This is a genomic window from Guptibacillus algicola, assembly GCF_020171805.1.
GTDB classification, from domain to species: domain Bacteria; phylum Bacillota; class Bacilli; order Bacillales; family Guptibacillaceae; genus Guptibacillus; species Guptibacillus algicola.
Genome location: NZ_JAIVAF010000003.1, coordinates 45385 through 59439, shown reverse-complemented (window position 1 = coordinate 59439; position 14055 = coordinate 45385). Strand labels below are relative to the sequence as shown.

Sequence of the window (14055 nt, the reverse complement as noted above, 5' to 3'; positions counted from 1 at the left end):
ACATGAAACCAGTCCCATGTGCGTATTCTGCTCTCTGCTACCCGCACCGTAGTACGACTGGTTACCTTACCGAACCATTAGGGCTGTTCACGCCATAGTCTCCCGCCACAGAAATCGGGAACTGTGTGTTTTGCGGGAACGCTAAATTTACTTCATCGGCTTCAGCTAACCTGTCAATTTTAGTTTCTGAACGTGTTACTAGGGATTCCACGTTCTGAACAGCTTTCGGAAAAAAGACATTACGAAAGACGCCTCGTAACATTCAATTTTTCTGAATTGGCCGAGGTTCTGTTCACTATGAAGTTGTTGGCAGTACACTATGTATGTAGAAAGTTAGAGGGGGTGAGGGTATCCTCACCTTCCTCCTTTTTACTGATCATGACGCAAAGAAATGTTCTCTGGCAGCTGTAGGATCGTGTCGTTTAGCGTGTCGAGCTTCTGTTCGATCCGGTGAAGCAAATAGAGCGTCACAACGATCGGAAAGCCGACGTCGCTGATGAGTGACATCCAAGACTCCATGGTATTCCCTCCTAATTGGATACTGGAAAAAGAGAGAGCTATCAGCCCTCTCTTTCTTCTATTAAATGATGACGATGTCGCTCGTGTTGCGCTCTACGATTCTAGCACCTCTTTTGGATACTAGATCACCACCACTTGTTGTGAAAATGTTCTGTGCAAGCAACGTGTCCATCGCAGCAGAAATTGCTGCTGGATCAACTGGTTCAACCGGATCGCTAAGTGTGATCGAGAACGGCTTGTTGTCGTCATTTAGAAATTGAAGTTCAAGGGTTTTTGCCATGTCGGGTACCTCCTTTCATCATTATTTTGACTAGTTACTAGCCAAGTAGATCAGAAGAATCATTACGCTCAACTGCGAACATTGAATGCTGTTGAAGTGGAGCTAGCGCTGCAGCGACTGTGAATAGTGCGTCAGTCGATGCTTCTACTTTGATGTTGTTGAAGTTCTTGTTACGAAAGATCGTCTTACCTTTCGCATCAACTCCAACATCGAGCACCATACGAAGCTGCGTGTTGTTAAGAGTAGCTGTTGCCATGTTTGCCACCTCCTTTCGCTTTCACCCTATATATCGAATCAAAAACGCAAAAAGGGGCATCTCCAAAAAATAAATTTTTGAGCGGTGCCTGAGCGGTGCCTGTCACTCCCCGAATCGTGTCGAACACACAAAAAAGAGGATGCCTTGAGAAATTTCTCAAGACATCCTCTGCTATTAATTCTACATGTAGATCACGAGTTGTGCTTCTCAGCGACAAGTGAGTACTTCGTAAAGTATGCGCCCATAATTAAGAGAACAACATTAAGTGACCAAATGACCACTCCAAGGGAATGAAACCAAATACCAAACAAATTGATAATCGAAATTGCGAAAAAACAGATTGGTGTTAGTGCACTTTTCAATCCAGTTTGACCCGCCTTTTTCCTTTTCTTAATAACGATGAATATAGAAACGATAAGAAATACCATAAGTACGATCGACATGATAACTGACAACATAAACGTCACTCCCTCAAACCTTCATTCCATAACTTACCGTATATACGACTTTGCTTATTAGAAAGTTTCGAACGAAGTGCCTGTCATTTATCTAATGCTTCCGAAAGCACAAAAGATGGCATGAATTTCTTTTTTACAGATTCACACCTGTACTTGCTCCACTACCAACTTTAAGATATTTTCTTCACTCATTTCATCGGTAACCATCACTTCTCCATCTATACCGAGGTAATCACTCTCACTCCACCATGACTTCAACGCCTCTTTCCCGAACTCATTCTTCTTCGAGCGCATGTTATGCCGTTTAAACGTTTCTTCAAAAGTTAGATCAAAATAATAGACGTATGCTTTTCCATCATAGAACTTTATTAAGTCGGTCAGCATCTCTCCATACCGGTTATTATTCAAAATGCCTTCTAAAATAACAACGTCACATTTCCCTTTTCCATATTCAGTGATTTGACGGATCAAATCATGCGAAAGGTTCCCTTCTCGATCTCGAACCTTTAACATATCGCGGCGCACGGTATCTTGAGAGACTAATAGCGTGCCATCTCCATAATAGGTTTGAAGCGCCTTCGCAATCGTTGATTTTCCACTAGCAGAATTGCCTCGTAAGATGATTAGTTTGGATATGGGTCTCACTCCGTTCGTTCTGTTACTTGTCCTACTTAATAGTAACATTATTATCCAACAAAAATGGTTACCTACTATCCAATCCAATGAAATCCCTCCTGCATATACTTAAGGTAAATTAAGAAAGGTGGGTAATTCGTTTGTCCCTTTATTTAGTTGTCAGAAATCCTACTATTGTAGACGTGGATGTACAAAACATCATGTCTATCTGTGTATTCTCAATAGACTGCAATCCAACGTTGAACACGAACGTTTTAGTTTCATTAGGGAATCCTAATCAGGCTCAGTATCTAGATTTATACTTTACTGATGGAACACCCATTACATTTGATCAGGTCGGTACCTTCGAGTTCCAGGGTGTTACTGCTGATAGTTGCGCAACCATTCTAGGAACATTTAGAGAGCCAGGAGACTACAAATTTAATTTTGCTTTGTTAGAAGAAAAAACGAATGCACCGATCGATACAATTTCGGAAGTTGTGCGCGTCGTTGGTGAGAGTAGTGGTACTAATGTCAATCAAACCGTTCAACATACTGAAAGTGATGAGAGTACGAAAAAGCAAGCAACCAAAGAAACTGACCAAAGCCCGCAGGTGAAAACGAAACAGGTGGGTAAAGAAAAGTCTAGGCAGAGAAGACGCTCTAACAGACCTAATGCGTTAAAAGGTAATAAGTAAGATAACATCTTCCTATAAGAGCGTTTATCCTGATCAGGATAAGCTCTCTTATGCTGAAGATGGATTCGTATACATATGGATAAAAGTTTTATAGAAACTAGACCTTCATCTAGTCCAACACTAGTTGTTTTCATATGATGATAGAGATGGTAGACAAGAAAAGAGGTAAAAACTATGACAAGTCCGGTATCAGGTTATATCACCGATAATCGAAATTTAGTAGGTGGGAAGGGTACTCCAAATCTATTTTATGATATAGAGGATAGTTTGCTATTTGAAAGAGATCCAGAGAACCTCGTCTATTTATTATCATCGACTCAAATGCCTGCGATGATCGGTGGTTCAATTGCTGACCTCCGAATGTCGAAAGGGTTTATCCGCGAACCTCATTGGCATCCGAACGCTTGGGAGTTGGACTACCTTGTATCAGGTTCAGCAACAGTCGGAATTCTTGATCCAAACAACAATAAACTACAAACGTATCAACTAACAAACCCTGGAGAAACAGTATTTATCCCGATGGGGTATTGGCATTGGATTTCAGCAGATTCAGATGATACGAAAATGCTGTTATTCTTCAACAACGACCAATTTCAAACGCAAGAAGGCTCGACGATGTTAACGCAAACACCACTCCCTGTTTATGAACAAGCGTACAATATTGATCCGAAGAAAATGGCAGCCGCGCTCGAACCAATTGAAGGAGCTGGAGCAGTCGTCATCGGACCGCCGCCACCCCTTTCAAGTAGACGAAGATAAGTGCATAATAAAACGCTAGCGAACGAGGTGAATCCCCCTTGTTCGCTAGCGTTTTTCGTAAGAGTTTTTTAGAAGTATCGTTAAAGCTTACTTCTATCGATAAACACTCGCACACGTTCCGGCTTCCGGCTCATAATAACAGTGGTTTAAGTACTGACCGGCAAATGGTTGACCATACCAAGTCGAAGGACACGGCCCATAAGGATTGAAATACCATAGCGCATATTTACCAGGTTGTTGTCTCCAGTAATCCAAATTCCGCTTTGCTAATCGTTTCTCGGATTCCCGTGCTCTGTTATAGAAAACATTCCCTTTTTGAACAGCTTCAAATGAATAATTTCCGCCTTGTACCTGGTAAATGACCTGAGGAACAGTTCTTAAATCCTGGAAATCCAAACAATCGGCTTGCGCACGATTGACGATAACATTTCCAACATAGAGCATCCCCTGTTTCCCTTCACCTTCGGCCTCTGCTCTCATCATCCTTGCCATTAAGGCAACATCTGAATCCTTGTACTTTATTCTTGGCATTTTCCTCACCCCAAGATAGTGTATGAAAGATGCCTATGCTGATGTCACTATTTATGAAAATTAACGAGCTGACAAGCTTTGTTCACCTGTCTTCTACATCATTTGTATGTAAAATAACCGAACGATCAGAATTAAAAACAATACCAACACAATGCCATAAAATAGTTTCATGTTTTTGATCAGCCTTCGGTCCATGCGTCTTCTTTTCACATTTCCTCACCTTTCGCAACATACGTACGATTATTCTTTCCAAAGAGAACGACTCATTATCAAGAACCATGCCAATTGAACATGTCCGCACCAAAAAAATAAATGGTCAGTCCATGTATATTGTTAGCGAAAATCACCGAACATGATGGTACGTAGTGCATAAAATAACTAATAATGAACTTGGAGATGATCGTTGTGTGGGTGATTACAGTTCTTGATGACAACGGTGTTCGTACCATGCTGGATGTATGCTTTAGCACGTTCAACGAAGCGGCGTCATATGCTGAAAAAGCTCAGTTCCCTTCATTTACGATTAAATTTTCAACAAGATAATGATTTCAACCAATGGATACCGCACCTGTCGATCGTGCGGTTGTTTTATTTTCTAGACACTCTTACTCACCATACAACTCCAAAAGATCATCGAACCGCTCAATCACCTCATCATACTCATTCACCTGACCAAATCCATACTTTGCGTATACGAACGGGATCCCAGCGAATTTGGCTGCTTTCATGTCGCCTTCTGTATCGCCTACATACACAGGATCTTTAAGATGATTACGTTCCATGATCAACTTGATGTTTTCACCTTTTGAAAGCCCAGTTCTACCAGGGTTTTCATAATCCAAGAAATGTTCGTGGAGCTTATGATATTGATAAAACACTTCGATATAGCCATCTTGACAGTTACTAACGATATACAACTTGTATTTATTTGCGAGAACCTTTAATACGTCCGGGACGTTTTCATAAAGAGCCCCACCTTGTTCTGCAATCGTATGTAATTCGCTTTTGCCACATGCATCGATAAGCTGTTTTCGCACGTCATCCTCAACATCAGGAAAGAACCTTCGACTGATTTCATCCATCTGTAATCCCATTGAATTCTCGAAATCTTCGCGCGTAAGCTCTTTGTTGATGTGGGGATTCTCCTTAATCGTCCTATTCCATGAGTCGATCACCGTATCGATCGGATCCCATATCGTACCGTCTAAATCAAAGATAATGCTATCCATATGATCATTCTCTCCTTACTATGTAAAACGCTATTGTCGTTCAGTATATAGCATTTTCCTCGTTTTGGAAATCAGTTAACGGGTGAATATGACTGATCTCTTACTACGACAGTTTCTGGTACGAAGCGGATCAGGACATTCTCTTCGTCTTGATGTTTAAATCGTGGATCCCACTTCTCTTTGTTCACACCTAAATATTTTGATAGTAATCGTTCCGCTAATGCTGTATCAAACGGTTCAACCGTTGCTCTTCCTCTGAAACCTGCATGCCACACTTCCCCTGTATGATGATCAAAATCGACAATGCCGATCGCACATTTGGGTTCTTCCTTAATTCGTAACGGAAAGGTGTTACCTGGATTTCCGATGAACCATAAGCATTCATCTTCCCAATGAAACCAAACGGGTGATTCTCTTGGACCGTCTACTGATTGTGTTGAGAGATGTGCGAATAATGGTTTCTGAAGTAGCTCTCGTAGCTCGAACGTTCGCTGTCCGTTGATGATTTTCATGATCTCCTCCTTAATCAGGGGGGTCAGGCACGTTCCAGGTACGCACCTGGGACGTGCTTGACCCCCGTTTCCTATCGATTATTTCAAACAATGAATCCTATCTCAATACTAGAAAAAGGTGCTTCCACTTATTTGGAAACACCCCTACTTGTATACCGGATTTTATCTTAGTGAATCGAAGGCTCAAGTGCTACTGCAGGTCCGAAGAATTCATAATGCATTTGCTCTTCTTTAACGCCTAGTTGCTCAAGGGCTTCTCTCACAGCTTTCAAAAATGGCAAGGGACCGCAGAAATAGTAGTGAGTTTCTGGATTAAGATGTAGAGTATCTTTTAACCAGTCACTCGTGACGTACCCTTCTTTGTTAAACTTCCTTCTGCTGCGATCTTCACTTGTTGGCGATTCATAACACGTATAATAAGAAAGTGATGAATGGTTTATCTCTCTAACTTCTTCATCAAAAGCATGAACATCCCCATTGATCGCCGCATGGATGAACGTCGTATCTCGTTCCTGTTCGGCACTAACCTTTACCATACTCATCAGCGGTGTAATCCCCACGCCACCACTTAACAGGACGATCGGATTTGTACCATCTTCCAAATAGAAATCTCCTGCTGGTGCGGTAACATTTAGTTGATCGCCCTCTTCTACATGTCCATGCAGATAATTCGAAACGATGCCATCAGGCTTCGAAGGGTTTTCTTCCCTCTTCACAGAGATTCGATAATAGGGTTTACCAGGTACATCCGAAAGGCTATATTGACGAATGTGCGTGAACTCATCTCCAGGAATCTCTACTTTTACACTGATATATTGTCCAGGCTTAAACGTCGCCAAAGCACCGCCATCAAGAGGCTTTAAGTAGAATGAAGTGATCACATCACTTTCTTGCTCGATTCGATCAACAATGAAGGTGCGTTCATTACGCCAACCACCTGACTGTGCTTCTGCCTCTTTATACATCTCTTCCTCAACTTCGATGAAGACACCTGCGATTACTCCGTACGCTTCTTCCCATGCACTCAAAATTTCATCCGTCGCGGCATCGCCTAGAACATCTTTGATCGCTTTTAATAAGTACTCGCCTACGATCGGATAATGTTCTGGTTTCACACCAAGACTACGGTGCTTATGTGCAACTTGCTTCACGACTGGAAGGATCGACTCCAACTGATCGATGTGTTTTGCTGCTGCATAAACGGCATTTGCTAGAGCTTGCTGCTGACGGCCTTGCTTTTGGTTTGCATGATTAAAAATATTTAAAAGTTCAGGGTGATTTGTGAAAAGCATGTCATAGAAACGCGTTGTGATTTCCTCCCCATGAACTTCTAAAACAGGCACAGTTGATTTAATTGTAGTAATCGTTTTAGGTGATAGCATAAGAAAACCTCCATGTTTTAAAGATGTATTTTAAATACACCTTTATGGTAAAGGGTTTCACTTTTTAAAGCAATATATAAAATACATCTTTACGAAAGTGTTCACATTTCTTATAAAACCTTACAGAAGTATTCATCGTTAGAGATGTGCTAAAATAAGTATAAAGCGGATTGAAATGAGGATGAAAGAACGTGCGTTTAACAAATTATACGGATTACTCATTAAGACTGTTGATCTATCTTGGGAGTATGAAGAACGATAAATTAGCAAGCATCCAGGAAATTGCGGATGCCTACAATATCTCGAAAAATCACCTGATGAAAGTTGCACATGAACTTGGAAAGAAGAATTATATCAAAACGATCCGAGGAAGATACGGTGGATTACGACTCGCTAAACTACCTATCGACATCAACGTTGGCGAAGTTGTCAGAGGCATGGAAGAAGACTTTCATCTAGTAGAATGCTTCGATCGAGAAACCAATACATGTATCATCACGCCAGCCTGTCGATTAAAGCACGTACTGCACGAAGCGCTCCAAGCTTATTTTGAAGTACTCGATGGCTATACGCTCGATGACCTGATTGTAAATGATGACACGCTAAGGCAGCTGTTTGATATGAACCAGAAAGCTGATCAATGATTAAAAGACTCGTCGATGACGAGTCTTTTGTCTTATTACTTGGATTAGGACTGTGTATAAATCATGACAAAATGTAGAACAGCACCTGTTGATTGAGGGTTGATATAGCCATGCTCTTTATCAGCGTGAAATTTGATCGAATCGTACTCATCTAGTTCATAAATGTCATCCTGAACCCTGATATTTACGCGACCTTCCATCACTGTGATGTACTCGATGACGCCAGGTTGGTGAGCATCTGCTTTATATTCGCTTTTCGGTTCCAAAAAAGCTCGATGCGTTTCTAATGAGCCATATCCTTTCATATTAAACATTGGTTCAAGGACGAGAGACTCATCTGCACTCAATACTTTTTGCCCCTCATTTTTCTTAGAAATTACAACATCCTGTTTCTCAACGAGCAATGAAGATATTGGTATGGCGAGCCCATTCGCAATCTTCCATATAATCGTTAAGGATGGATTCGCTTCTCCTCTTTCGATCTTCCCCAACGTTAAATTACTTACATCGGTTAATTCCGCGAGATCAATTAAAGAAAGCTTTCTTTCCTTTCTTATCGATCGCAGCGTTGCCCCAACCTGTTTTGATAACTTCTCCGGATCTCCCCAAGTGTTCTGTTCGTTCATATCGTAACCTCACAATGAAAATATTTTTACATGCACCAACAAATAATATATTATAATATACATAACAATTACTATACTATACAGAAAAGAGCGATTTATTTGAAAGAGATAGCCCTCGGTATTCTATCATCTATGTTTTTTGCCGTAACCTTCATTTTAAACCGCTCGATGGAACTCGCAGGTGGAAGTTGGATGTGGAGCTCTTCCTTACGATTTCTCTTCATGCTTCCGTTCCTACTTCTTATTGTACTGATGAGAAGGAATATAAAACAAGTTTTCGTTGAACTAAAAAAAGAACCACTACGTTGGCTCACGTGGAGTTTCGTTGGATTCGTTTTATTCTACGCACCTTTAACATACGCAGCAACGTATGGACCAGGCTGGTTAGTGGCCGGTACATGGCAATTCACGATCGTTGGCGGGCTACTGGTCGCCCCATTATTTTTCAAAGTAGAAAAAACCTCCAACGGAATCGTAAAACGACGCCACCGTATCCAAATGAAATCTCTCGCAATCTCGTTGATCATTTTAATTGGCGTTCTGTTGATCCAACAACAAAAAGCAAGTGACTTAACGATCGTCGAGATCATCATCGGTATAGGTCCTGTCATACTAGCTGCATTTGCGTATCCACTTGGAAACCGAAAAATGATGGAGCTATGTAAAGGAAAGCTCGATACATTTCAGAGAATACTAGGCATGACGATTGCTAGTCTACCATTTTGGGTCATTATTAGTGGTGTTGCGATAGTAGAAGTTGGCCTCCCAAGTACGAGCCAGGTTACGCAATCGTTAATCGTTGCCATCTGCTCGGGCGTTATCGCGACGACACTATTCTTCATTGCAACGAATCGCGTGAAACACCATCAGGGGAAACTCGCGACAGTCGAAGCAACACAGTCTACACAAATTCTATTTGTAATAGCTGGTGAAACAGCCCTCTTAGCAAGTCCATTGCCATCTGGAGTAGCACTCGTAGGGGTTATGTTTATTATAGTAGGTATCATCGTACACACTTTAAATATGAAGAAGATGAACACGATTGCTGTAACGAGAACTTCGAAAGCGCATTGATTACGTTCCAGGTACGTACCTGGAACGTACCTGACCCCAATTAATTGACTTCCACACCCATCCAAGCTATATTTGTTTTAACAAGGGGAGTAGCGGCCGATACGGTTGGTGGATCACCATTACGGTATTTCGATACCTGGTCCATCACGCTAAACGTTTAGTACGCAAGACCTTGGTACAATTTACTGTGCCAGGGTCTTTTTGTATGCACTGGCAGGAAGGAGTTAACATGCTTATTCTAGTTTTTTTACTCGCAGCAGCAGTAGTTGTAGCAGCCGCTATCTATCTAAATCAATTCGGTGATGTCATCAGTAAGAAATCTTCTTTAAGCGGTGCAGCCGTTGGAACATTCTTAATTGCAGGAGCAACCTCGCTACCGGAACTAACAACGAGCTTAACTGCCGTCTATATCGACAATCCTGACATCGCAGTTGGAAACATGTTAGGAAGTAACGGGTTTAACCTTTTGATCTTGGCTGTGGTTGATTTGATCTACAGACGAAGAAGGTTGTATCAACAGATCGATACAAAAGCGAATGTGCCGTCCGCGCTCATTGGCTTACTCTTCTTCATCATTATCATTGCGTCATTCCTAATTCCAGGCTCCATTTCGATCTTTGGTGTCGGAATCGAATTGATTCTCGTTGTTCTCGTATATGTATTCAGTATGAAGTACATTTCAAGTGATGGTGAAGAACAAGAAGAAGCACCTACGAAAGACTTCTCTCTTCGAACAGCGGTGATTGGGTTTATCATAGCGGCCATCGTCGTATTCCTTTCTGGTAGTCTATTATCGATCACTGGTGACCGGCTTGCAGTAGCAACAGGGATGAACGCAAGTTTTGTAGGAAGTTTCCTTATCGCAGCATCTACTTCTTTACCAGAGCTTGTGACGGTTCTTGCTGCTTTTAAACTAGCAAACTACAACATGGCGATCGGTTCTATACTTGGGAGCAATCTATTCAATATCCAGCTGCTCGCCTTAACAGACATTCTTTACCGAAAAGGACCAATTCTTGCTGCTCTCGATGCCTCAAACATCTTCATAGCAGGACTTGGGCTTGTCATGACCATCGTGATCCTCTATTTATTAGTGCGTCCGGCAAATGCGCTCAATCAATGGCGCTATGCAGCACCATCCCTCGTCATGGCACTTTTGTATCTTGTTGTTTCGTATGTATTGTTCTAACTAAAAGCGTGCTGACACATTGTCAGCACGCTTTTTCATTTATCGATCATCGTTATCGTCATTGCTTCTGTCGTCCTCTTCCACTTCTTGAGAAGGCTCATCCTGTTCATAATGCTCTGCCTCATGAAGTCGCTCTTCCTCTTGATTACGTTCAAAAATTTCTGTTTCTTGCAGCGCACGATAATGGTCATCATCATACTCTTTCGTTAGAATACCAGGCTCATATTCTTCGTCATCATCGTCGTCAAAATCGACATCCAGTTTAGAGTGCTTTTGTTTTGTTGGCGTAACACGTTCATGCGTAGCAGCAACATTCTGAGTAGCAGGTGCTTTCCGCGGTAGATGGCGGATAACAAAAAACCCACCGATCATGAAGATAAACGCAAATTCAACAGGAGCAAACAGTAAAAGGGACAGTAGGATGAGAGCATACAAGATCCAATATATCGTTTCCAACCCCTTCGTGAAACTGTATTGGTAAGCCTGGACTACGCACCTTGTGTAATTCAAGACTTACCCATATTATTCGGCCTGATTCACATCCATACCTATCTGTTTTTATTCGGCACGATACTTTATTTTTTTACCGCAAAAAGACAACAGCGCAAAACTGTTGTCATACACATTCTTATTTTTTCTTTAATATCTCATCTACAATCCCATACTCTTTTGCTTCTTGCGCACTCATGAAATAGTCGCGGTCCGTGTCCTGACTGACTTTCTTGAAAGGCTGACCAGTTCGTTCAGAGATGATTTCATTGATATGCTTTCGGAGTTTGATGATTCGTTTTGCGGATATCTCTAGATCTGTCGCTTGCCCCTTCGCTCCCCCTAACGGTTGATGAATCATCACCTCACTATTCGGTAGAGCAAATCGTTTTCCTTTTGCTCCGGAAAGTAACAGCATCGCTCCAAAAGATGCCGCAATTCCAGTACAGATCGTCTGGACATCTGGTTTGATAAATTGCATCGTATCAAGAATAGAGAACCCTGCTGACGTTGAACCACCTGGACTGTTGATATACAACGAAATATCTTTCTCAGCATCTTCTGCTGCTAGAAATAATAGCTGCGCCACGATGCTGTTGGCCATATGGTCGTTAATTTCCTCACTCACCATGATGATGCGGTCTTTAAGCAAACGCGAATAGATGTCATACGACCGCTCACCTCTCCCCGTTTGTTCCACAACGTACGGTATCGTATTCATGGTACTCCTCCTTCACTATGCTGCTGATAAGAGGATCATAGAAGGTGTGGATGGACGAGACGGTGTTATCGCTTTTGGTATGAGTGTTGGTATCAAGGTGATCAGTCCTGTTGGATCTTGAATTGCAATCGCTCTAACAAGGGACCGGTACAGGACCACATCAACCTCAAGGGGGTTAGACTCTGATGAAGTGGACATGCTCCGCACTCTTGATCGGGCGCGATTCAATAGGGCTTTCACTCCTGTTTCTGACATCTCTAACATTTGAGCGATCTCTGAGATTTTATATTGAAACGCTTCTTTTAACACGAATGTCATGAGCTGTTTTGAAGTCAATGCTCCGACTAACTTCTCAACCAAGTCTTCATCACACTCGATTTCATCACGTGTTAAGCTACTTATGCCTTCACCTGTCACGAGAGATTCCTTCTCGTTCCTTCGCACATGGTCGATCCAAGAATGGTAGGCGATTTTCTTTAAAAGGGCCGAGGTAAGCTTGCTTTCCTCATAGTTCTTATACGCTTTTACCACAGCGTCATGTGCGAGGTCCTCACCAAGCCACCTGTCTTTTGTGAGAAACATGCAGTAAGAATAGAGCTTCGGCAACAAGATTTCAAGCCGCTCATCTGTAGAAATACCTTCATGGTTCATTGAAGTAAATCTTTTTTCCACCTTCATCACTCCTTTATCCTCTCACCTCTATAACGGATAAACGTTCATAAAAGATATGGGTAAAGAAACTTTTTCTACTATTCTATTCATCATTCTTTCACTGAAACTTGGACTCCTCTAATCAACAGAAAAAAACCTTGCCCACGAGGGACAAGGTTTCATCGCAATTATTGTGCGTTTTCGATAATTGTGTTCAAACGCTCTTCAAGTTTCTTCAGATCTTCCATCGCTTGTTCTTTTTCATCAGCTTTCACAGCTTCTAGGTAAGATTGAGCGAGTTCGTTCAATGTTGTATACGCTTCTTCGCCTTCCATGCTCTTGATGTCGCTAGCGATTAAGTCGATGAACAATGCGCCTTCAAGTGCAGTGATCGTAGACTTATCTTCGCCCCAGTTTTCTTCACTTTCTTCATACTCGTGAAGAGCAACCTTCGCAAAACCGCGTACAAATGCATGGTTTACAGCTTCTGGGTCAAGGTTCTTCACATCGTTTTCAAGATTGAAGTTCTCTTCAATAATGGAAGCATCTTCTTTCGCATACTCATTTAGGTAGCTTGAGATCGACTGATAGAATGCCCAACCTTCAGCTTGCTGTACTTTCGCTTCTTTCACATCTTCTTTCGCTGCTTCAGCCGCTTTTGTTGCGTAGCCGTTTGGCATCGCTCCTGCAGCAAGGTAGAACGTCTTCATCAATGTTTTATCAACAAGTTGTTTTCCAAGTTGGAAGCCAAGCTGGTCGTCATTTTCAACCGCTTTTTCGATTTCACTAAAGCCTGCATCAATTTGGTCTACCATTGTTGTTTCATACGCTGCGTCGCGCTTTTCAACTGTTTCTTTCAAAACTGCATAGTATTCTTTCGCTTCTTCGATTTCAGCGTTAACTTCTTCAGTATTGCCCCAGTTTTCGTTGATCTCGTTAAACTCGTGTTTAACAGTTAGATAGAAAACTTTTTGCGTTAATTTATCAAAGATTTGCTTTACGACTGCTCCGTCCATCTCACCATTCTTACCTGCTTCTAGAGCAGTAGTGATCTGTTGGTCAATGCTTTCATCTCTCTTTGCAACGAGTGGTTGTAGATCATTTGTGTAGAGGTCAATCACAGATTGGTAGTCAACTTCTTCACCTTCACTTGCTTTTGCAAGCTCATCTTTTCCTTCTTTATAAGCAGTTACGAAATCAGCATCTTCTTCTGCCGTATTTTCACCTTCTTTTTCAGCTGATGAACCATCGTTAGAATCTTGCTGGGTAGTTTCTTCTTCTTTACTGTTTTCCTCAGATGCGCCTTCTTCGTTCTGGCCACATGCAGATAGAATAAGAACAAAAACTAATAGTAGATAAGTAAGTTTACTTTTTAAAACCATCGTGTGTTTCCCCCTGTATGTAAGTTAATTGAAAATGAGT

Annotated in this window: 20 protein-coding genes; 6 read left to right on the top strand and 14 right to left on the bottom strand. The window is 41.7% G+C overall.

All coding sequences use genetic code 11. The features are described 5' to 3' along the window. Positions 1-369: 369 nt before the first annotated feature. The 5 genes from LCM09_RS07795 to LCM09_RS07775 form a co-directional block, all read right to left on the bottom strand. Positions 370-519, bottom strand: coding sequence for a YvrJ family protein (locus LCM09_RS07795; protein ID WP_224880360.1), 150 nt, complete (start codon positions 517-519; stop codon positions 370-372). 61 nt (positions 520-580) lie between these two features. After that, entirely contained in the window at positions 581-799 is a 219-nt protein-coding gene (locus tag LCM09_RS07790) for a DUF2922 domain-containing protein (RefSeq protein ID WP_224880358.1), read from the bottom strand. A gap of 37 nt (positions 800-836) precedes the next feature. Then, positions 837-1055, bottom strand: coding sequence for a DUF1659 domain-containing protein (locus tag LCM09_RS07785; protein WP_224880356.1), 219 nt, complete (start codon positions 1053-1055; stop codon positions 837-839). 191 nt (positions 1056-1246) lie between these two features. Beyond that, entirely contained in the window at positions 1247-1513 is a 267-nt protein-coding gene (locus LCM09_RS07780; protein ID WP_224880354.1) for a hypothetical protein, read from the bottom strand. A 141-nt stretch (positions 1514-1654) separates the two neighbouring features. After that, a complete protein-coding gene (locus tag LCM09_RS07775; protein ID WP_224882867.1) occupies positions 1655-2197 on the bottom strand; it encodes a kinase in 543 nt (180 codons plus the stop codon). Positions 2198-2289: 92 nt separating this feature from the next. Here LCM09_RS07775 and LCM09_RS07770 point away from each other — a divergent pair, with 92 nt between their 5' ends. Together LCM09_RS07770 and LCM09_RS07765 are read left to right on the top strand one after the other, a co-directional pair. Beyond that, positions 2290-2826: a hypothetical protein gene (locus LCM09_RS07770; RefSeq protein WP_224880353.1), complete on the top strand. Its 537-nt coding sequence runs from the start codon at positions 2290-2292 to the stop codon at positions 2824-2826. Positions 2827-3000: 174 nt separating this feature from the next. Continuing rightward, positions 3001-3585 (top strand): cupin domain-containing protein, encoded by a 585-nt coding sequence (locus LCM09_RS07765; RefSeq protein WP_224880351.1) that lies wholly within the window; start codon positions 3001-3003, stop codon positions 3583-3585. Positions 3586-3678: 93 nt separating this feature from the next. On the opposite strand, the gene LCM09_RS07760 is transcribed toward LCM09_RS07765, so the two are convergent. Then, positions 3679-4116 (bottom strand): cell wall hydrolase, encoded by a 438-nt coding sequence (locus LCM09_RS07760; RefSeq protein WP_224880349.1) that lies wholly within the window; start codon positions 4114-4116, stop codon positions 3679-3681. A gap of 384 nt (positions 4117-4500) precedes the next feature. Here LCM09_RS07760 and LCM09_RS07755 point away from each other — a divergent pair, with 384 nt between their 5' ends. Then, positions 4501-4659 (top strand): hypothetical protein, encoded by a 159-nt coding sequence (locus LCM09_RS07755; RefSeq protein ID WP_224880347.1) that lies wholly within the window; start codon positions 4501-4503, stop codon positions 4657-4659. Positions 4660-4721: 62 nt separating this feature from the next. Here the strand turns inward: LCM09_RS07755 and LCM09_RS07750 are convergent, their stop codons facing one another. From LCM09_RS07750 to hmpA, 3 genes are all read right to left on the bottom strand, one after another. After that, positions 4722-5345, bottom strand: coding sequence for an HAD family hydrolase (locus LCM09_RS07750; RefSeq protein WP_224880345.1), 624 nt, complete (start codon positions 5343-5345; stop codon positions 4722-4724). A gap of 71 nt (positions 5346-5416) precedes the next feature. After that, on the bottom strand, positions 5417-5857 hold the full coding sequence (locus LCM09_RS07745; RefSeq protein WP_224880343.1) for a pyridoxamine 5'-phosphate oxidase family protein: 441 nt from the start codon (positions 5855-5857) through the stop codon (positions 5417-5419). Positions 5858-6024: 167 nt separating this feature from the next. Next, the gene (gene hmpA, locus LCM09_RS07740; protein WP_224880341.1) at positions 6025-7239 is read right to left on the bottom strand and encodes an NO-inducible flavohemoprotein; all 1215 of its coding nucleotides are present in this window, start codon (positions 7237-7239) and stop codon (positions 6025-6027) included. A 191-nt stretch (positions 7240-7430) separates the two neighbouring features. Here hmpA and LCM09_RS07735 point away from each other — a divergent pair, with 191 nt between their 5' ends. Next, on the top strand, positions 7431-7883 hold the full coding sequence (locus LCM09_RS07735; protein WP_224880339.1) for an RrF2 family transcriptional regulator: 453 nt from the start codon (positions 7431-7433) through the stop codon (positions 7881-7883). Between the two features lie 44 nt (positions 7884-7927). Here the strand turns inward: LCM09_RS07735 and LCM09_RS07730 are convergent, their stop codons facing one another. Then, a complete protein-coding gene (locus LCM09_RS07730; protein ID WP_224880337.1) occupies positions 7928-8509 on the bottom strand; it encodes a helix-turn-helix domain-containing protein in 582 nt (193 codons plus the stop codon). A 99-nt stretch (positions 8510-8608) separates the two neighbouring features. On the opposite strand from LCM09_RS07730, the gene LCM09_RS07725 reads away from it, so the two are divergent. Continuing rightward, positions 8609-9583 carry a DMT family transporter gene (locus LCM09_RS07725; RefSeq protein WP_224880335.1) on the top strand — a complete coding sequence of 325 codons (975 nt, stop codon included), beginning with the start codon at positions 8609-8611 and terminating at the stop codon, positions 9581-9583. Between the two features lie 229 nt (positions 9584-9812). Continuing rightward, positions 9813-10772 (top strand): sodium:calcium antiporter, encoded by a 960-nt coding sequence (locus LCM09_RS07720; RefSeq protein WP_224880333.1) that lies wholly within the window; start codon positions 9813-9815, stop codon positions 10770-10772. A gap of 39 nt (positions 10773-10811) precedes the next feature. Here the strand turns inward: LCM09_RS07720 and LCM09_RS07715 are convergent, their stop codons facing one another. From LCM09_RS07715 to LCM09_RS07700, 4 genes are all read right to left on the bottom strand, one after another. Continuing rightward, entirely contained in the window at positions 10812-11228 is a 417-nt protein-coding gene (locus LCM09_RS07715) for a hypothetical protein (RefSeq protein ID WP_224880331.1), read from the bottom strand. Positions 11229-11400: 172 nt separating this feature from the next. Further along, the gene (gene clpP / locus LCM09_RS07710; RefSeq protein ID WP_224880329.1) at positions 11401-11982 is read right to left on the bottom strand and encodes an ATP-dependent Clp endopeptidase proteolytic subunit ClpP; all 582 of its coding nucleotides are present in this window, start codon (positions 11980-11982) and stop codon (positions 11401-11403) included. 15 nt (positions 11983-11997) lie between these two features. Continuing rightward, on the bottom strand, positions 11998-12654 hold the full coding sequence (locus LCM09_RS07705; protein ID WP_224880327.1) for a sigma factor-like helix-turn-helix DNA-binding protein: 657 nt from the start codon (positions 12652-12654) through the stop codon (positions 11998-12000). A gap of 167 nt (positions 12655-12821) precedes the next feature. Then, the gene (locus LCM09_RS07700; protein WP_224880325.1) at positions 12822-14015 is read right to left on the bottom strand and encodes a hypothetical protein; all 1194 of its coding nucleotides are present in this window, start codon (positions 14013-14015) and stop codon (positions 12822-12824) included. Between the last annotated feature and the right edge of the window lie 40 nt (positions 14016-14055).